The organism is Phycisphaeraceae bacterium (assembly GCA_019636655.1).
In the GTDB taxonomy this organism is placed as follows: Bacteria; Planctomycetota; Phycisphaerae; order Phycisphaerales; family UBA1924; genus JAHBXB01.
The window spans coordinates 1-18,733 of the sequence record JAHBXB010000003.1 but is presented as its reverse complement, the minus strand read 5'-3'; the positions used below and the strand labels follow the sequence as shown (position 1 = coordinate 18,733).

At 68.8% G+C, this 18,733-nt stretch carries 17 protein-coding genes; 3 read left to right on the top strand and 14 right to left on the bottom strand.

Annotated elements, in window-relative coordinates:
* Positions 1-13 precede the first annotated feature (13 nt).
* The 9 genes from KF745_10005 to eno form a co-directional block, all read right to left on the bottom strand.
* Positions 14-988, bottom strand: coding sequence for an SDR family oxidoreductase (locus KF745_10005; GenBank protein MBX3358751.1), 975 nt, complete (start codon positions 986-988; stop codon positions 14-16).
* Positions 989-1,057: 69 nt separating this feature from the next.
* Complete coding sequence (locus tag KF745_10000; protein MBX3358750.1) at positions 1,058-1,780, bottom strand: LysM peptidoglycan-binding domain-containing protein; 723 nt, start codon at positions 1,778-1,780, stop codon at positions 1,058-1,060.
* A gap of 18 nt (positions 1,781-1,798) precedes the next feature.
* Complete coding sequence (gene secD / locus KF745_09995) at positions 1,799-5,413, bottom strand: protein translocase subunit SecD (GenBank protein MBX3358749.1); 3,615 nt, start codon at positions 5,411-5,413, stop codon at positions 1,799-1,801.
* Positions 5,414-5,525: 112 nt separating this feature from the next.
* Positions 5,526-6,047 carry a preprotein translocase subunit YajC gene (yajC, locus tag KF745_09990; protein MBX3358748.1) on the bottom strand — a complete coding sequence of 174 codons (522 nt, stop codon included), beginning with the start codon at positions 6,045-6,047 and terminating at the stop codon, positions 5,526-5,528.
* Positions 6,048-6,101: 54 nt separating this feature from the next.
* Positions 6,102-7,376 carry a queuine tRNA-ribosyltransferase gene (locus KF745_09985; protein MBX3358747.1) on the bottom strand — a complete coding sequence of 425 codons (1,275 nt, stop codon included), beginning with the start codon at positions 7,374-7,376 and terminating at the stop codon, positions 6,102-6,104.
* A 49-nt stretch (positions 7,377-7,425) separates the two neighbouring features.
* Entirely contained in the window at positions 7,426-8,538 is a 1,113-nt protein-coding gene (locus KF745_09980; GenBank protein ID MBX3358746.1) for a rhomboid family intramembrane serine protease, read from the bottom strand.
* 45 nt (positions 8,539-8,583) lie between these two features.
* Positions 8,584-9,639 carry a hypothetical protein gene (locus KF745_09975; protein MBX3358745.1) on the bottom strand — a complete coding sequence of 352 codons (1,056 nt, stop codon included), beginning with the start codon at positions 9,637-9,639 and terminating at the stop codon, positions 8,584-8,586.
* Positions 9,640-9,704: 65 nt separating this feature from the next.
* The gene (locus KF745_09970; GenBank protein MBX3358744.1) at positions 9,705-10,244 is read right to left on the bottom strand and encodes an NUDIX hydrolase; all 540 of its coding nucleotides are present in this window, start codon (positions 10,242-10,244) and stop codon (positions 9,705-9,707) included.
* 12 nt (positions 10,245-10,256) lie between these two features.
* The gene (gene eno, locus KF745_09965) at positions 10,257-11,564 is read right to left on the bottom strand and encodes a phosphopyruvate hydratase (protein MBX3358743.1); all 1,308 of its coding nucleotides are present in this window, start codon (positions 11,562-11,564) and stop codon (positions 10,257-10,259) included.
* A 175-nt stretch (positions 11,565-11,739) separates the two neighbouring features.
* Here eno and KF745_09960 point away from each other — a divergent pair, with 175 nt between their 5' ends.
* A complete protein-coding gene (locus KF745_09960) occupies positions 11,740-12,444 on the top strand; it encodes a hypothetical protein (GenBank protein ID MBX3358742.1) in 705 nt (234 codons plus the stop codon).
* A 4-nt stretch (positions 12,445-12,448) separates the two neighbouring features.
* On the opposite strand, the gene KF745_09955 is transcribed toward KF745_09960, so the two are convergent.
* The 4 genes from KF745_09955 to KF745_09940 form a co-directional block, all read right to left on the bottom strand.
* Positions 12,449-13,666 carry an aminotransferase class V-fold PLP-dependent enzyme gene (locus KF745_09955; GenBank protein ID MBX3358741.1) on the bottom strand — a complete coding sequence of 406 codons (1,218 nt, stop codon included), beginning with the start codon at positions 13,664-13,666 and terminating at the stop codon, positions 12,449-12,451.
* A 43-nt stretch (positions 13,667-13,709) separates the two neighbouring features.
* Complete coding sequence (gene gcvT / locus KF745_09950) at positions 13,710-14,864, bottom strand: glycine cleavage system aminomethyltransferase GcvT (GenBank protein ID MBX3358740.1); 1,155 nt, start codon at positions 14,862-14,864, stop codon at positions 13,710-13,712.
* 102 nt (positions 14,865-14,966) lie between these two features.
* Positions 14,967-15,809, bottom strand: coding sequence for a pantoate--beta-alanine ligase (panC, locus tag KF745_09945; protein ID MBX3358739.1), 843 nt, complete (start codon positions 15,807-15,809; stop codon positions 14,967-14,969).
* Between the two features lie 45 nt (positions 15,810-15,854).
* Positions 15,855-16,265 carry a hypothetical protein gene (locus KF745_09940; protein ID MBX3358738.1) on the bottom strand — a complete coding sequence of 137 codons (411 nt, stop codon included), beginning with the start codon at positions 16,263-16,265 and terminating at the stop codon, positions 15,855-15,857.
* 189 nt (positions 16,266-16,454) lie between these two features.
* Between KF745_09940 and KF745_09935 the strand changes: the two genes are divergently transcribed.
* Positions 16,455-17,414 carry a hypothetical protein gene (locus KF745_09935; protein ID MBX3358737.1) on the top strand — a complete coding sequence of 320 codons (960 nt, stop codon included), beginning with the start codon at positions 16,455-16,457 and terminating at the stop codon, positions 17,412-17,414.
* On the opposite strand, the gene KF745_09930 is transcribed toward KF745_09935, so the two are convergent.
* Positions 17,349-17,648, bottom strand: coding sequence for a hypothetical protein (locus tag KF745_09930; protein MBX3358736.1), 300 nt, complete (start codon positions 17,646-17,648; stop codon positions 17,349-17,351). The two genes, KF745_09935 and KF745_09930, sit on opposite strands and share 66 nt — an antisense overlap.
* A 66-nt stretch (positions 17,649-17,714) precedes the next feature.
* On the opposite strand from KF745_09930, the gene KF745_09925 reads away from it, so the two are divergent.
* Positions 17,715-18,347 carry a hypothetical protein gene (locus KF745_09925; GenBank protein MBX3358735.1) on the top strand — a complete coding sequence of 211 codons (633 nt, stop codon included), beginning with the start codon at positions 17,715-17,717 and terminating at the stop codon, positions 18,345-18,347.
* Positions 18,348-18,733: the final 386 nt, after the last annotated feature.

Here is an 18,733-nt window from a genome sequence, read left to right as displayed (position 1 = left end):
CCACCCGCCCGCGCTAGTAGTTCGGCGTCGGCGCCCGGTACTGGTTCAGGTCGATCGACCGGAACCAGTCCACGGTCTTCTTCAGCCCCTCGCGCAGCTGGACCTTCGGCTCCCAGCCCAGTTTCGACCTGGCCAGCGTGATGTCCGGCTGCCGCTGCGTCGGGTCGTCCGCCGGCAGCGGCTTGTGCACCAACTTGCTCTTCGCGCCGGTCATCTCGATCACCTGCTCCGCGAGTTCCTTGATGGTGAACTCCCCGGGGTTCCCGATGTTCACCGGCCCGACAAACGCATCCGGGCCGTTCATCATCCGCATGATGACCTCCACCAGGTCGTCCACGTAGCAGAACGACCGCGTCTGCGACCCGTCGCCGAAGATCGTGATGTCCTCGCCCGCCAGCGCCTGCCGGATGAAGTTGGAGACCACCCTCCCGTCGTACGGGTGCATCCGCGGCCCGTAGGTGTTGAAGATCCGCACCACGCGGATGTTCACCTTGTTCGCACGGTGGTAGTCGAAGAACAGCGTCTCCGCGGCCCGCTTCCCCTCGTCGTAGCACGCCCGCGGCCCGATCGGGTTCACCGCCCCGCGGTACGACTCCGGCTGCGGGTGCACCTCCGGGTCGCCGTAGATCTCGCTGGTTGAGGCCTGCAGCACCTTCGCCCGGCACCGCTTCGCCAGGCCCAGCATGTTGATCGCCCCCAGCACCGACGTCTTCATCGTCTTGATCGGGTTGTACTGGTAATGCCCCGGCGCCGCCGGGCACGCCAGGTTGTAGATCTCGTCCACCTCCAGAACGATCGGCTGCGTCACGTCGTGCCGGATGAACTCGAAGTTCGGCTTCCCCAGCAGGTGCGTGATGTTGATCTTCTGCGACGTGAAGAAGTTGTCGAGGCAGATGACGTCGTGGCCCTGCGCCACCAGCCGGTCGCACAGGTGTGAACCGAGAAACCCGGCGCCGCCGGTCACGAGGATTCGCCTGAGGCTTGGCACGCTGCATCTCCGAGAATCGCGGCCGGCCGCCGCGTCACCACCCCTTCCGCCCACAAGACGGAGTCAAGCCTACTCGCCCTGCGCGCCCGCCGCCGCCGCCGGCTTGGGCGGGATCCGGATCACCACGCCAAGCGGGAGCCGGTTCGGGCTGGACAGCCGATCCCGGTTCGCCTCGTAGATCACCTCCCACAGCGACGACTGCCCGTACACCGATTTGGCGATCCCCGAAAGCGTGTCCTTCGCGGCGATCGTGTACTGCCGCTCCCCTTCCGGCGCCGGCTCGGGCTTCTTCGGCGTCGCCGCGACCGGCACGTTCGCGGGCGGTTTCGCCGGCGCACCCGACGCGGCCACCGCCGGCTCGGCCGGAACCCGCAGCACGGTCCGGCCGGGAATGAGTTTGTCGGGGCTCACCAGGGGGTTCTGCCTTGCGATCTCCTCGGCGCGCCGGCGATCGCCGAGCACCCGCGCCGCGATCCGCTCCCACGACACATCCCCTGACTGCACCACGTAGGCCCGGGTCGCCACATACGGCTGCGGGTTCACCTCGGTCCGCACCGGCAAGGACGACACCGCGACCGGCCGCGCCGGCTCCGGCTTGGCCGCCAGCGGCCCCGGATCACGCCGCGTGTCTCCCCCCGCCGTCGCCGCCTCCGTCACTTCGCTCTCGATCCCCGCGGGCCGGTCGCCGAACGACACGGGCGGCGGCGGCGGCTCGTAGAGCCAGAACACCATGATCCAGATCAGCACCAGCGCCGCGATGGCGAGGAACAGTCTCCAGGGTGTCGCCGACATGGTGTTCTCCGTCCGTGGCTATCTTCGCTCCTGCAATGCCCGGGGCGCCTGTGCATCCTTGCTCCCGTTCATCGAGGCCGACTCCGTCACCGACCCGGGCGCCCCGTGCGGAGAGCCCGGCCCCAGGTGATCATACTTCTTCACCCACACAATCGGCGCCGCGATGCCGAAGGATGAATACGTCCCCGCCACCACGCCCACCAGCATGGCGAACGCGAACGACCGGACCCCCTCCCCGCCGAACACATAAATGATCGTGGCCGACAGCGCCACCGTGCCCGAGGTGATCACCGTACGGCTCAGCGTCCGGTTGATCGCGTCGTTGACCATCTCGCGGCCGGCGTGGGGCAGCTTGCCCTTCACCTCGCGGATCCGGTCCATGATGATGATCGTGTCGTTCAGCGAATACCCGAGGATCGTCAGCACCGCGGCCACCAGCGTCAGGTCGAACTTGAACGGCATCAGCCCGAGCGATTTCGCCACGTCGGGCATCTTCTCGTACAGGATACTCGCCGCGGCCACCGCCCCCACCGCGATGACGCAGTCGTGGATTGTCGCGATGATCGCCGCGAGCGAGTACCGCAGCGAGTTGAACCGCACCCACACATAGATGACGATCAGCAGCGTGCTCAGGCCGATCGAGAAGATCGCCTGCGCCCGGAACGTCCGCGCGATCGCCGCGCTGAAGTTCTGCACGCTCGCGAGCGTCGTCTCCTCCGTCAGGGCCACGTTGACGATCGACCATTCCCCCGACGCCAGGTCACGGCGCCACTGCGGCAGTTCGCGGAACGGAACGTTCGGGTCGTGCACCACGACCACCGCCGAGCCGACCGCCTCCGGCCCGCCCGACAGGATGATCACCCGCGTCTGCCGCAGCAGCGTGTCCTTGAACTCCGGCCGCTGCCGCGCGAGCGCAAACCGCCGCTGGATCGACTCGATCGGCGCCGGCGGCTCGATCCCGTCGAGCAGGATCGCCACGCCGCCGTAGAACCCCGAGACGTCGTTGGTCACCTCGGGCCGGTCGATCACCCGCCCGAGCACCGGGTCGAGCACCGGGTACACCGGCGCCTTGCTCACGTCCTCGCCCGCCCCGGCGAACATCAGCCGCTTCTGCGACTCGATCTGGTCCTCGAACGCCTTGACCACGGCCGACTGCACCGCGCCCGAGTCCGTCAGCACCGTCTTGATCGTGAAATCGCTCGACGTCACCCCGTCCGAACGCGGGTTCACCACGATGATCGACGCGTTGCCCAGCTCCTTGAGCGGGGACCCGGCCGGCGCCTCCGCAGCGATCTTGCTCAGCCGCTCCTCCACCTGCGCCCGCTTCATCGTCACCTGCTCGCCGGTCTGCGGGTCGCGCTTGAGCGTGATGGTCACCGCCGTCCCGCCGCGGAACTCGGTGTCGAGCAGGTGCGTCCCCTCGGTCGCCACCAGGCCGATGCTCAGCAGCGTCGTGATCACCGAGAACGCGATGAAATAGAACCGCAGCCCCAGCCAGTCGATGTTCGGCGTCAGCACCCGGTGGATCGCCGGCACGACCATCGGCAGCATCCGCAGCCGGCGGAGCCCGAAGTAGTCCACGAACAGCGTGAACAGCATCCGCGTCGCGAACAGCTGCATGAACAGCGTCGTCACCACGCCGATGCCCAGCGTGATCGCGAACCCCTTGATCTCCGGCGTCCCGACGAAGCCCAGTACGATGCACGGGATCAGGTTGGTGAGGTTGCCGTCGACGATCGACGACAGCGCCCGGTGGTACCCCAGCCGCACCGCCGTCCGCGCGTCCGCCCCGTGCATCAGCTCCTCGCGCATGCGCTCGTAGATCAGCACGTTCGCGTCGACCGCGATGCCGAACGTCAGCGCCACGCCCGCGATCCCCGGCAGCGTGAACGGCGCGTGCTGCAGCGCCATCGCCCCCACCAGCAGCAGGCCGTTCAGGAACAGCGCGACCACCGACAGGGCCCCGCACATGAAGTAGTAGAACACCATGAACGCCGACACCGCGACGAACGAGATCGCCAGCGCGACCGAGCCCCTCCGCAGGTTGTCCGCGCCCAGCGACGGCCCCAGCTTCGACTCGCTGATCGGGTCCGGGATCAGCTTCGCCTGGAGCGAGCCCGCCGACAGCACCTGCACGATGTAGTCGATCTCCCGCGGCGAGAACGACCCGGAGATCTGCCCCCGCACCGAGATCCGGTCCCGCAGCACCGGCGCCGTGTACACCTCGTCGTCCAGCAGCACGGCCATGTTGTTGCCGACGTTGTTCTCCGTCAGCCGGCCCAGCTTGCTCCCCCCCACCGCGTCCATCTCGAAGTCGATCGCCGGGCGACCGATCTGGTCCTGCCCCGGGTACGCGTTCGCCACGCGCCACTGCCCGGAGGCCTCCGTCAACTGGCTGCCCTCCGTGCGGTAGCACAGGATGTAGTAGTCGCCCTCGTACGGCTCAACGATGAAGTTTCGGCTGGCGAAGAACCCCCGGGGGTTGTCCCGCACCGCCCGCAGCTCGTTCGCATCCGAGTACCACCCCTCCAGCTTGTTGAGCTTGTACCACCCGACCTGCTCGTTCCCCGCGTTCCGCGGCCCGGCGGCCGACACGCTCTCCCGCAGCGAGCTCTCGTCCGGCACCTGCCCCGGCTTCACGGTGATGCGGAAGTTGAGCACGCCCGCCCCGCGGAGCAGCCGCTTCAGATCCTCCGGATCATCCAGCGTCGACCGCTCCGCCTCGTACGTCTCCCACGCCGCGATGCACTCGTCGATCCGCCCCGCCGCCGCGTGGTGCTGCTCCTTGAGCCGCTCGATCGCCTGCTCCCGCGGGCTCGGCAGCACGATGTACTTCGTCCCCACGTCGTGCAGCCGCACCGCCGCCTTCGACCGCCGCAGCGCGCTGAGCATCTCCCGGTCCGAGACCGCCGCCGTCAGCAGCTCCTGCTTCGACCGGTCGAACTCCAGCTCGGCCGGCGCGGCGGCCGCCGCCAGCGCGTTGAGCTGCTTCTCCGCCGTCACCAGCGACGCCTCCGCGGTGTCGATCAACGCCTGCTGCCGGTTCTCCGGCGCGGCGGACTTGAGCTCGGCGATCTGCGCCTGCAGGTCGCGCACCCGCTGCCTCGGCTCCTCGTAGGCCCGCCGGGCCGTGAGCATCGCGTCGTACTTCCTGGCCGTCTCGGCCAGCAGCCTCGCGACGTCCTCGTTCCCCTGCGCCAGCCCCTTGATCCGCTTCTCCCGTCCCTCGGGCGTGTCGGAGAGCACCAGTTGCAGGTCATCGTCCGTCACGTACCCCGCGGTCGCCCTGGCGAGCGCCTCATCAAACTTCGCCCGCAGCTCCTTGCTCCGCGCGCTGGGCAGCGGCATCGTGATCTCGATGCGGTCCGACCCCTGCGCCGACATCGAGATCTCGAGGTTGCCCGCCGGGTCCACCCGCTTCTTGAGCACCTCCATGACCCGCGCCAGCGTGTCCGGAGGATCCCCCGGCTTGATGTCCACCTGGTACACCAGGCTCACGCCACCGGCAAGGTCCTTGCCGAACGACACCTTGCCGATCCGGAACCCCTTCGGTGGCGCATCGCCGGCGATGGCCCAGATGGCAATGAGCACCGAGACAAGTACCCAGAACGCGCCTTGAACGGGTTTCCGCATTGGACTCAGGATCCCTAAGAAGACCAGTGACCCCCGACCTCACCCGCCGCACCGGCGCCCAGCGGACGCCCCGGGCACCGCGGATCGCCCGACCGGGCGACCCAACCAATCCTTACACGCCGGCCCCCTGCTGCTGCCCGACCTTGACCTCCAGCGCCGGCTGCTCGGGCGTACCGCTGTTCGCCGACTTGAGCACCTGCTGGATCGCCGCCCTCGAGAAGCGGATCCGCGTGTTGCTGTTCTCATCAACCTTCAGGATCACTTCGTCGGACTTCAGCTCAACGATCGTCCCGATGATCCCGCCGATCGTCTGCACCCGGTCGTGACGCGACAGCGACGACATCATCGCCTCGCGCTTGCGCTTCTCCTTCCGCTGGCCCATCACCGACGAGATGATGATGAACCCGAGGAACGCGAGCATCAGCACCGGCAGCAGACCAAAACCCCCGAACCCACCCGGCGTCTGCCCCTGCCCGCCGCCCGCCGCCCCGGTCGTGCCCGCACCCGGAGTGGTTACGCCCGGGCCTGTTGCCGCGCCCGGCGACGCCGGATTCCCGGGAGCGACCAACTCGCCACCACCCGCCTGCGCCAGAGTCCACACCGTCTGAGATCCGAGTTCCGCCGCCTCGAACATGTTCAACCTTTCTTACTGCTCTTACTGCCAGAGCCAACGGCCTTCCGGCGGCCATCACGCCTGTTCGCCGACGCCGCCCACCGGCGCGGACAGCGCCGACGGAAGCCCCTCGCGTGCCACGGGCCACCGCTTCACAAACCGACTCCAGTCATCCTCGCGGATTGTTCGCCTCAGGTCAGCCATGAAGCGCTGGAAGTGCCTCAGGTTATGCAGCGTGACAAGAATCGGTCCGAGCATCTCCTCCGCGAGGAACAGATGCCGAATATAGGCGCGGGAAAAGTGACTTTCGCTCCCCCCGTCGCCCCCCGCCCCCGCGCACGCCGGGCAATCACACCCCGCCTCGATCGGCCCCCCGTCCTCCGCGTGCACCGAGTTCCGCAGCCGGATCGCCCCCGTCGAGGTAAACGCGCTCGCGTTCCGGCCGTTCCGCGTCGGCAGCACGCAGTCGAACATGTCCACCCCCGCGCACACCGCCGCGAGCAGGTCCCGCTCGTACCCCACGCCCATCAGATACCGCGGCTTGCTCTCCGGCAGCAGCGGCGCGGTGTGCCGCACCACCCCAGCGATCTGCTCGAACTCCTCACCGACCGCGACCCCGCCGATCGCGTACCCCGGCAGTTCGATGCCGCACACCCGAGACACCGACCACGCACGCTGCTCCAGATCCGTCCCGCCCTGAACGATCCCGAAGAGCGCCTGGTCCGCCGCTCGCGGCCCTCCCATGTGCGCGTCCCGGCACCGCTCCAGCCATCGCACCGTCCGCTCGTTGGCCTCCCTCAGCCGCTTCGCATGGTCGTACGACGCTCCTCTTGAATCGCGCCGAGCCGCCTCCCGCAGCCGCGTCTGGTTCACCGGCGCGGCCCCGGGATCCACGCTCGGCGGGCAGTCGTCGAACGCCATGATGATGTCCGCCCCGAGCAGGTTCTGCACCTCGATCGCCCGCTCGGGCGACAGGTGAACCCGCGATCCATCCACCACCGAGCGGAACGTCACCCCGTCGTCGGTCACCGTGTTGAGGTCCGCCATCGAATACGCCTGGTACCCGCCCGAATCCGTCAGGATCGGCCCGGACCAGTTCATGAACCGGTGCAGCCCCCCCTGCCCGGCGACGATCCGCTCCCCCGGCCGCAGCATCAGGTGGTACGTGTTCGCGAGCACGATCTGTGCCCCGATCTCCCGCACCAGCGACGGCAGCACGCCCTTGATGGTCGCCCGCGTGCCGACCGGCATGAACGCCGGCACCTCGAAACTCCCGTTGGGCGTCACCACCCGGCCCGTCCTGGCCTGGCACCGGCGCGACCGCGCTTCGATCTGCAGCGTCAGGCTCATGGGTTCCTGTCGTCCCGGCTCTCCGCCCGGCGGGGAGAACTCGCGCCGATCATCCCAACCCCTCGCGCGCCGACCGCAGCGCCCGCCGCTCCCCGTCGCTCAGGCTCGCCAGCCCGTGCTGGCTCGCCTTGGCCATGATGCGGTCGATCTCCGGATCGTCGAACACCGCCCTCGCCACCCCGGGCTTCCGGGCCGCGGCCGGCGCCGATCTCCCGAAGATGTCGAAGAACTCGTTGAGCAGGTGCGGGTGCCGGATGAAGTACGCCCCCGCAATCGCCCCGCCCACGTGCGCCGCATCGCCCCCCGCGTTGTTCCCTCCCATGAACAGGTTCACCACCGCCAGCGCCGTGAACGCGTACACCGCCGTCCGCAGCTCCATCGGCAGGATGAACAGCACATCCACGATCTCCCGCGGGTACAGATACGCCGCGGCCAGCAGCACGCCGAACACCCCCGCCGACGCCCCCACCAGCGGCGTGTACGGATCCGAGAACAGCACCCCCGGCAGGTTGATGTTGAGGTACCCCAGCAGGTTCAGGAACAGGTACACCAGCGCGCCGCAGATGCCGCACATCAGGTAGAACGCCAGGTACCGCTTCCCCCCCAGCCGCTGCTCGACCATCCCGCCGACAAAGTACAGCCCCAGCATGTTGAACGCGATGTGCATCCAGTTGGCATGCAGGAACTGGAACGTGATGAACCGCCACACCTCGTACTGAATGAACGCCTTCCCCGTCGAGAAGTGCCCGATCGCCGTGAGGATCGGCAGCCGCAGCACCTCCTGCCGCCCCACCGGCTCGTACGCGGCGGGCTTGCCATCCGGCCCCATCCTGACCTTCCCCGCCGAGTCCACCCGCGGCACGTATACCGGGTGGTAGAACATATGCCCCGGCCCATCGGGAACCTTGAACGTGACCTTCTCGTCCACCCACGACAGCCGCATCTGCTCCTGCGTCGTCCCCTCCGGGAACGCCCATGAACCAGCGACCGACCAGTCCTTGCCGTGCAGCAGCGTGCCACCCACGACAAAGACCAGGATGTTGATCACGATCAGCCACGTGTTCACCGACACGGGCTTGAGGCTCCACACGCGATCGCTCGGGCGCACAGCGCCGCCGCCGCCGCTCCTCGCCCTGTAGTAGTCTCGATCCGCCAGCCCCATGAACGCTTCCTGATCCCGGACGACAAGCCGCCGGAAGGCCAAAGACTAGCCGCGTCGCTTCCGCTCCGTTGCCTGCTCGAGGGTGCGCCGCTCGCGCGACGTCAGTCTCCCCATCCCCTCGCGGGCGATCTTCTCCAGGATCCGGTCGATCTCCGCCTGCTCCGCCGCCTCACGGGCCGCCTCGCGCACGGCCCGTTTCTCAGCTCGGGCATCCCGCCTCGGTGGGACAGCCGCCGCCCGCGCCGCGGTTGCGTACGAGGGTGCGAACTCGCCCGCGTCCCTCATGAACTGCAGGTTCCGCCGCTCGTTCACGCACATGAACCCCGCGAAAATCGCCACCCCGAGAAGGATCGAGTTCCCCGGCGTCGTTAGCGCGTACAGCCCGACGATCACGGCCACCACCAGCCCGAGGTTGACCGAGATCGACATCGACCGCTCGTACCCGACGTACTTCCACAGCACCTCCTGCAGCAGCCTCGCCCCGTCCAGCGGGTACATCGGCAGCAGCACGTTGAACATCAGCAGCATCAGGTTCATCTGGTAGAGCCAGAAGACCAGCCGCTCCGTGTGCGTCGTGATGCCCGCCACCACGATCGCCCGGTACGGGTCGAACGGGTTCGACAGCAGCGCATGCCAGTCGACGCCCACACCCACCACCATCGCGCCGAACACCGGGAGCAGCAGCACGTTGACCGCCGGCCCCCCAGCCGTCGTGATCAGGTGCGCCTTCCAGTGGTTCGGCGGCGACGTCGAAGCCAGCCCGCCGAGCGGCCACATCAGGATCCGGTCCGCCTCCCCGCCCGCCCACCGGCAGGCAAAGCAATGGCCGAACTCGTGGAGCAGCACCACGATAAACAGCGCCGCGATCGCGTACGCCTGGTACCCGAAACTGATCCAGTCGCTCCGCATGGACTGAATCAACTGCACCGCGGCGAACAAGATGAACAGCAGGTGCACCCGCACGCGGATCCGGAACGCTGTGAACAGCGGCACGGCCCACGAAAAGAAACTGTCCTCCCCCACCGCCAGGCGGCGCAGCGCGCGGCTGAACCCCCCGCCCCGCCCCACATTCTCGTTGTACCTCCGATCCTGGAATCCCATGGCCGCTCCGCGTCCTGCTTGCACACCCTTTCTACCATCGCCGCCGCCGGCCGTTCCCTCGAGCCCTACGGCCTCAGCCTGCCCAGCCGGTGCGCCCTGAGCAGGGCCACGATCGACTTGGCGTCCACCAGTTCCCCCGAGTCCACCATCGCCAGTGCCTCCTCCGGCGACTTGAGGACCACCTCGATCTGCTCATCCTCCTCGAGCCGCTGCCCCACCTCGGTCAGGCGCCGCGCGATGAAGGCGTGCATCCTCTCATCGGTCATCCCCGAGGTCGTATAAAAGGATCCGAGCCCCTCCATCTCGGCCGCCTCGTACCCCGTCTCCTCGATCAGTTCCCGCCGGGCGCATTCCGCCGGCGGCTCCGGCGGCTCGAGCGTTCCCGCGCAGAACTCGTAGAGCGTCTCCCCGACCGCGAACCGGTAGTTGCGGATCATCACCAGCCGACCGTCCGCCAGTACCGGGACCACGACGACGGCGCCCGGATGCCGCACGACCTCGCGCGTCATCCGCCGGCCGGAACTCGTTGCGAGAGTCACCTGCTCAAGGTCGAACTTCCGCCCCTTGTGCAGCACCCGCCGGTCCACTTCCCTGGGCTTCTCCACCGCGCCCTCCTGTCAGCGGTTCCACGTCGCCGCACCGTACACCGCATCATCCCCCAGCATCTCGGCGATCCGCAGCAACTGGTTGTACTTCGCGTTCCGGTCCGACCTGCACGGCGCGCCGGTCTTGATCTGCCCGCAGTTGGTCGCCACCGCGATGTCCGCGATCGTCGAATCCTCGGTCTCGCCCGACCGGTGCGACAGCACCGCCGAGTAGCGGTTCCGCATCGCCAGGTTCACCGCATCGAACGTCTCCGACAGCGTCCCGATCTGGTTCACCTTCACCAGGATCGCGTTCCCGCACCCCTCCGACAGCCCCCGCGACAGGAACTTCCGGTTCGTCACGAACAGGTCGTCGCCCACGAGCTGCACCCGGTCCCCCAGCCTCGCGGTGAGCTTCTTCCACCCCGCCCAGTCGTTCTCCGCCAGCCCGTCCTCGATCGACCGGATCGGGTACTTCTTGCACCACGACGCCCACAACTCGATCATGTCGTCGCTCGACAGCACCTCGCCGGAACTCTTGAACATCTTGTAGCCCGGCTTCTTCGCCTTCTTGTCCGCGGCGGCCTCGTTCCAGCACTCGCTCGTGGCGGGGTCGAGGGCGACGAAGATCTGCTCCCCCCATTTGTACTTCGCCCGCCCCACCGCCTCCTCGATGATCTTCAGCGCCTCCTCGTTGCTCTTGAGGTTCGGCGCAAACCCGCCCTCGTCACCCACCGCCGTCGACAACCCCTTGTCGTGGAGCACCTTCTTCAGCGCGTGGTAGATCTCCACGCCCGCTCGCATCGCCTCGCCGAAATCGTCGAAGCCCCACGGCTGGATCATGAACTCCTGGAAATCCACCGTGTTGTCCGCGTGCTTCCCCCCGTTCAGGATGTTCAGCATCGGCACCGGCATCACCTTCGCCGCCGACCCGCCCAGGTACCGGAACAGCGGCAACCCCGACGCCTCCGCGGCGGCCTTCGCCACCGCGATCGACACCCCCAGCACCGCGTTCGCCCCGAGCGACGCCTTCGTCGCCGAGCCGTCGAGTTCGATCATCGCCGCGTCCACGCCCTCTTGGTCCCGCGCGTCCATCCCGACCACCGCCGCGGCGATGCGCTCGTTGACATTGGCGACCGCCTTGCGCACCCCCTTCCCGCCGTACTTGCCCTTGTCCCCGTCGCGGAGTTCCACCGCCTCGTGCTCCCCCGTGGAAGCGCCCGACGGCACCGCGGCCCGCCCCATCGCGCCACCCGCGAGTTCAACGTCGACCTCAACCGTCGGGTTGCCGCGGGAATCAAGGATCTGACGGGCGTGGATTCGATCAATCTCGAAGAGCATGGACTTGGGGCCCCTTTGTGAAGACGTGCGGTCCCGGGCATGGCCCCCACAGGCCCCGCCGGGCGTCGCATGATACCCAATGCGGGCCCGGCCTCGCCCCCGCTGGGAACTCCATCGCGGTATCGGGTACGCTATTGGAATCGCGGCCGCGCCCGCGATCGAGGCCCCGCCCGCCATGCCGACCACACCACAAGGCTTTGCACAGCGACTCGCGATGCTCCGGGCGGACATCGCGCAGCAGGGCCGGCGCGTCCAGACCCTCATCGAAGCGGCCTTCGACGCCGTCTTCGCGAAAGACGCCGAGGCCGCCGACCAGATCCTCCAGGCCGACAACATCATCGACCGCGTCGACGTCGCGATCGAGCAAGCCTCCGTCGACCTGCTCAAGGATGCGACCGCCGCCGGCGCCGCCCTCCCGCCGGACCAGCTCCGCATGGTCCTGACCATCGTCAAGGTCAACAACGAACTCGAGCGCATCGCCGACCTTGGCCTCCGCATCGCCAAGCAGATCAGGACACTCCAGAGCTCCGCCGCGGCCGTGCCCCAGGCGTTCCGGGTCCTCGCCAACAGCGTCGTCGGCATCCTCCGCGACGTGATCACCTCTCTCGACCGCGGCGACAAGAAACTCGCCCGCGTCGCCCTCGCCAGCGAGGACGCCGTAGAAGCCTTCAAGCGCACCGTTCTCCGCGAGGTGTCCTCGCAGGTCGCCACCGGCCAGGTCTCCGTCGACCTGGCCGTCGCGCTGCAGGAGATCGCCACCTGCGCCGAGGCGATGGCCGACCACTCGACCAATATCGCCGAGCAGGTCATCTACGTCACCAGCGGCGCCATCGTCCGCCACATGGACGGCCGCTGGGAAGACGTCCCCACGCAGGACTAGCCGACTACGCCCGCCGCGCCCCCGCCGGCGCCCTCTCGGTGCACACCTCTTCGAGCGCCCGGCACGCATACTCAACCTCCTCCCCAGTCAGGAAAGGCCCCAGGCTCAGCCGCACCGCGCCCTCGCCGCGTGGCGGATCGGTGCCCAGCATCCGGTGCGCCAGCGGCGCACAGTGGAGCCCCGCCCGTGTGAGGATGCCGAACCGCTCCTCGAGCAGGTCCGCGATCCGCACCGGAGACAGCGACTCGTGCACGAACGAGAACACCCCGACGCGACCGCGTGCGTCACGAGGCCCAAGCAGCGAGAGCCCCTCGAACCGGCCCTGGGAGACGCCCTCGAGAATCGGCTCCATGAGACGCCGCTCGTGCTCGCGTACCGACTCGGCCCCGTGATCAAGCAGGTGCCGAACCCCCTCGGAAAGCCCGACAATCCCGACGGTGTTCGGCGACCCCGGCTCAAACCGGTCCGGCAGCATCCGCGGCTGAACGTCCTCTTCTGATCTGGTCCCGGTGCCGCCTTGCCGCACCGGTTCCAGCAGCAGTTCCATCCCGCGGCGGATGTACAGCCCACCCGTCCCGGTCGGACCGAGCAACCCCTTGTGCCCCGGAAAGGCCAGCAGGTCCGCCCCGATCTCGCCGACGTCGACAGGGACGTGGCCGAGCGACTGGGCCGCATCAACGAGAAAGGGAACCCCCGCAACGCGGCAGACCCGGCCGATCTCGGCAACAGGCTGCACGGCGCCGGTGACGTTGCTGGCGTGGTTCACCGCGACAAGAAGCGTGTCCTTCCGGATCGCCGCCGCGACCTGCCCCGGCGTGACGTGGTGCGTGCCCGGCTCGGGCATGATCCTTGTCTGCTCGACTCCGAGGCCGTCGAGCGAGTTGAGCACCCGCAGCACCGAGTTGTGGTCGAGCCAACTGGTGACGAGGTGGATCGGCCTCCCCGGCTCGGTCCGCCGGCGGTGCTCGACCATGCCGTGAATCGCGAGGTTCAGCGCATCGGTCGTGTTCAGCGTGAACACGATCCCCTCCGGGTTGGTCGCGCCGATGAGCGTGGCGATCCGCTCGCGGCACGTCTGCACGAGGTCCGCCGCGTCACGGGCCTCCCGGTACCGGCCCCTGGGCGAGGAGCCGTTGGAGCGTGCAAACGCATCCATCGCCTCGAAGACCCTGTCGGGCTTGGGGAAACTGGTCGCCGCGTTGTCGAAGTAGAGCCTGCGCATCGAGCCGTCTCTCCCCCATTGCTCGAGCCGTCCTGCCGTCACGCTAGCCGACCTTCGGCGCCTTGTAGAACGGCATCGGCACGATTGCCGCCTCCATCACCGCCTCCCGGCCGGTGTCCACGGCAAGTTCGGTTCCGGCCACCGCGAACTCCTTGTCCACATAGGCCATGGCGATCGGGTACCCGAGCGTCGGGCTCGGGCAGCCGCTGGTGACGACGCCCACCGCCTTGCTCCCGGCCTTGACGGCCATCCCCTGGCGGGCGCTGCGCTTCCCCTCGAGCCGCAGACCGACAAGCCGGCGCGCCGGTCCGCCGTTGTCGCGGATGCGCCGCAGCGCGTCCATGCCGATAAACTTTTCGCCCCGCTCGTCGGAGTCCTTGTCGAGCGCGATCGCGAAATCGAGGCCCGATGAGAGCGCGTCGAACTCCTCGCCGAGTTCGTGGCCGTACAGGGGCATCCCCGCCTCCAGCCGCAGGGTGTCCCGCGCGCCGAGGCCCGCCGGACGGATGATCGCGTCGGAGCGGTCCATCCCGGCATCCTTGAGCAGCATCTTCATCGCCATCCCGACGGCCATTGCGGGCAGGATGACCTCGACGCCGTCCTCGCCCGTGTACCCCGTCCGGCTGACCACGAGCTTGAGGACCAGCAGGTTCTTCACCGCGAACCGGTACCGCTTGAGCGACGGGATCTCGTTGCTGAACTTCGAGATCAGCGGCATCACCTTCGGGCCCTGCAGGGCCACCATCGCGGTGCCTGCGGTCTGGTCGTCGATCTTGACCGACATGTCCCCTGCGGTGCGCACCTGCTCGAAGTGGCCGAGCAGTTTCTCGCGATTGCTCGCGTTCACCACAACGAGGAAGTCGTCGTCGTCATTCCGGTACACGATGACGTCGTCGCGCACGCCGCCGTTCTCGTTGCACACCAGTGAGTACCGGCACTGGCCGACCTGCATGTCGCCGATCCGGCGCGTGCAGAGCCGCTCCAGCAGCCGCCGGGCGTGCCGGCCGGTCATCTTGACCCGGCCCATGTGCGACACGTCGAAGAGCCCGCCCGCAGACCGGACCTGGAGGTGCTCCTCGGTCAGCCCGCCGGGCGACCCGTTCACCCCCGCGTAGCTCAGCGGCATCTCCCAGCCGGCGAACTCGACCATCTTGGCCCCGTGATCAATGTGGAACTGGTGCAGCGGCGTGCGGAGCAAGTCGAATCCCTCGGCAAAAGCAGGCTGATGGAACGAACGGCGATCGGGCCATGATAGCCATTGCGACGGGCGCCGCGAGCCGTCGCAATGGCCATCTGAGCGTCATGCGCGACCCCTCGTCGCCGGCTCCCACGGCGCGTTGTCCAGCAGCCGGATGGGCCCCACCCGCGCAGCGACCAGCAGACGGATCGGCCGTGACTCGCCCGGACCGGGCGAGGGCGGGAGCAGGCTCTCTGCATCGCGCGCCACGGCATAGTCGGGCTGGATCCCCGCGGCGGCAAGGACTCCGACCATCATCCCTTCGGCCTCGTCCGCCTCGCGGGCACGCTGCGCCTCGCAGAGGGCGGCGCTGATTGCCAGAGCACGCCGACGATCGTCCTCCGAGAGGAATCGGTTCCTGCTGCTCATGGCCAGACCGCCGGGTTCTCGCAGCGTCGGCGCCTGGATGATCTGCACATCCAGACGTTCCTGCGCCACCATCGCGCGGACGACCTGCAACTGCTGCCAGTCCTTCTCGCCGAAGACGGCGAGGCTCGGCCGCGTCAGGTCGAACAGCCGCAGCACGACCTGGCAGACTCCGGCGAAGTGGCCGGGGCGCACGCGGTCCTCGAGTCCTGGGGTTGTCGCAACCGGCGGCAGCGCGGGGACCAGCGGCGGCGACTCGGGCGGGTAGACGACATCGGCGCTGGGAACGAACACCGCATCGGCGCCGGCCTCCTTGCAGGCGGCGAGGTCGGCGTCGAGTGTGCGGGGGTACTTCGAGAGGTCCTCGGACGGGCCGAACTGGGTCGGGTTGACGAAGATCGTCGCGACGACCGGTCCATCGCCGCGGCGGCGGGCCTCGCGGAGCAGGCTCAGGTGGCCCTCGTGGAGGGCGCCCATGGTCGGGACGAGCCGGCAGCCGGCGAGTCGTGGCAGGTCGTTGGCGTCCGTCAGCACGTCCATGGGGCAAGGTTCAGCATGTGGCGTGCCCGGGTCAACTGGCGGCGGTCAGTTGCCCGCCTTGTGGCTCATCTCCTTGATCCAGGCGCGGACAGGGTCCTCCTCCGGGAGTTCCTGCAGGGAGAGCGAGGTACGGTAGAGCCCCTCGCCGTAGTACTCGCATCCGTTGACGGAGCCGAAGAGCGGGACGGGCCGGTCGTCGATCAGGTGCACGGCGACCAGGAGGAGCCGCTCCTCGTAGCACATCTTGCGTGAGAGGAAGACGAGTTCCGAGCGGCTGATCTCGATGCCGTGACCGATCCAGGGCATGCCCGGGCGGCGCCGTCCGTCGAGTTCGGCCAGGTCGAGTTCGGCGCTGAAGCGGACGCTGCCGCGGGTGGAGCCCTGGACCGGGCGGCCGTTTGCCTCGGCGCGCTGGCCGTAGTCGTCAGCACGAACACATGTGCCGGGTGCCGTCATGGATGCCTCCGGGCCGCCCAGGGCCCGGTCCTGACATCGAGCGATCGGGGACGGGCGTGCATTGATCGGGGCGGCTGAGTGCAACGGGTCGCGGCACAGGCGGCACCGCTCGCACGAACGGGCAAGCCTTCCAGCGTCCGGGAACCGTGGCAGGGCGGGAGGGCGGCGTCGCTTACACTTGTGCGGCCGATGAGCGACGCCCCGATCATTGTGATCCTCTCCACTCATACCCCTCGGCACCTGCGCCGGACGCTGCTTGGCGTGGCATCGCAGTCGAGGCGACCGGACGGGGTCGTGGTGTCGTGCGACACGGACGAACGCGAGTTGCTGGAGACGATCGGCGCGGCGTCGAGCGAGTTCGGGGTTCCAATCGTGCGGGTGTGGCGTCCGTTCACGGGGCGCGGGCGGTCGAGCCAGGTTCGCAACAACGGGGTGCGGGCGGCGCTGGCGCGATGGCCGGAGTTGCCCGACGAGGCGCGGCTGGTGCTCCTGGATGGGGACTGCTGCCCGGCGTCGGACGCGGTGTTGCTGCACGCATCCCTGGCGAAGCGACGGCGGGCGGACCTGGTCATCGGGTACCGGGTCGACCTCACACCGGAGCAGACAGACGGGTTCGACGAGGCCCGGCTGCGGCAGGGGCTGCTGCCTGTCGAGGTAACGGCGGCCCAGGGCGGGATGCTGGCGCGGCGGCAGCGGCGGTACGCACGCGAGCAGTGGCTGCGGCGATTCGGGCTCGGGAAGGCGCACAAGCCGAAGTTGCTGAGCGCGAACTTCTCGGTGTCGCTGGGTGCGTACCGGATGCTCAACGGGTTTGACGAGGGGTACGAGGACTACGGGCAGGAGGACGACGACTTCGGCCGGCGGTTTCACCGGTCGGGCGGACGGGCGGCGGTCGGGGTTGACCGGATCATCGTGCTTCATCTGTACCACCCCACGAGGGCGCCGGGACGATGGCACGAGGCGCCCAACGCCGAGCGGTTCAGGCGGGGGGGGCCGGTGAGTTGTGAACTTGGGCTTTCGCGGCCGGCGGCGCAGGGGGCGCTGCGGGTCGAGTTGCTGGAGCCGGGGATGGCGGCGGTGGACCTAGCGGCGGGTAAACCAGGCCCACAGGCGGCGGAGCAGGCTGCGGCGTCGCCGGCCTCCCGGTAGAGAAACACCGGCGAGGTCCTCGACATCGAGGAGCGTGGCGCAGTCGTCGGCGCCCGAGAGGCCTTCCATCTCGGCGTAGCTGCGCGGGGGGCGGGCGTAGAGGTCGGCGCCGCAGGAGGGGCATTCGAAATCGTGGCTGTCGCTGGCGACCGGAAGGTCCCGGCCGCGGTAGCCGCAGGAGGGGCAGAGCCGCTCGTGCAACCGAGAGAGTGTTGAGGCGTCGGCGCGTGACATCCCACGCTTAGCATACCCGCGCACCGACTTGCGCCAAGAGTTCTTGCGTCGACTGGAGCATCCTTCATGCCGAGCGTCCACACCCGCCAGTGGGCGAACCGATTGCGGGGGTACGCGGGGCTGTCTGTTGGTCCGGGAATGCCGCCGTCCGGAGAGTTTCGGGATGAGGCGGGGCATCGGCGCGAGGTGGATGGGCCGTTCCTCGCGTGGCGGGCCGGGCGCAGGGGTGCGGCGGTTGAGTCGGGCGGGCCGGCGGCGAGGTTGTGGTCGATGCTCCTGGATCATGGGGCGGATCCGGGGAGGGTGGTGGCGGCGCTTGGATCGGGGGAGCAAGGGCAGGGGCCGTTGCTCGGGGAGCCATCGGGTCCGATCGAGGTTTGGACAGAGGAGGAACTGAGTTCGCTGCATGCGGCGTGGCATCTGGCGCGGCTGCGCGGGCGCGAGGAGTGGCGGCGGCGGTGCCTGGCAGCCGCGGCGTGGCACGTGGAGAACATCCAGCCGGACAACGGGACGAACCATCCATGGGGGATCCATGTGTTCATCGAGGCTGGGGAGGCGGACGCATCGGTGGCGGGCGCGATGGAGTATCACGCCGAGTTCATGCTGCACTCGTCGCTGGTCTCGGCGGGGAAGCCGGATGTGCTGTCGGCGTACATCCTGGAGGATGCGGCGGAATGCCTCGAGGGCTCGCGGCACTAGGGGCCGGCGGCGCAGGGGACTGGGGAGGGGAGGCGAGGGGATGAGTGGGCTGTGGGCGCGGCGGGGGTGAGTTGGGGGAGCGGGATTCGGGGAAGTGGGGCGGGATGATCGGAGATAGGTTGGGGTAGGGGTGCAGTGGCGGACGGAGCGGGGGCCGGGACTGGTCGTGACGGAGGGGCGGGGAGGGGAGCGGAAACGTGAGACTGAATGGGCTCGGAGGGGGAGGAGGTCGAAGTTGGGGTGGGCTGTGATGGAGTTGGAGATGGCCGCGGGGTGGAGGTGAAGCGTCGCGGGCCGGGGGTGAAGTTGGCGAGGCGAAGCAGGAGGGCGGCGGCGCGGCGGGCGGTTTCGCGGGAGCGGCGGCGGAGTTCCAGGCCGCGCTGGTC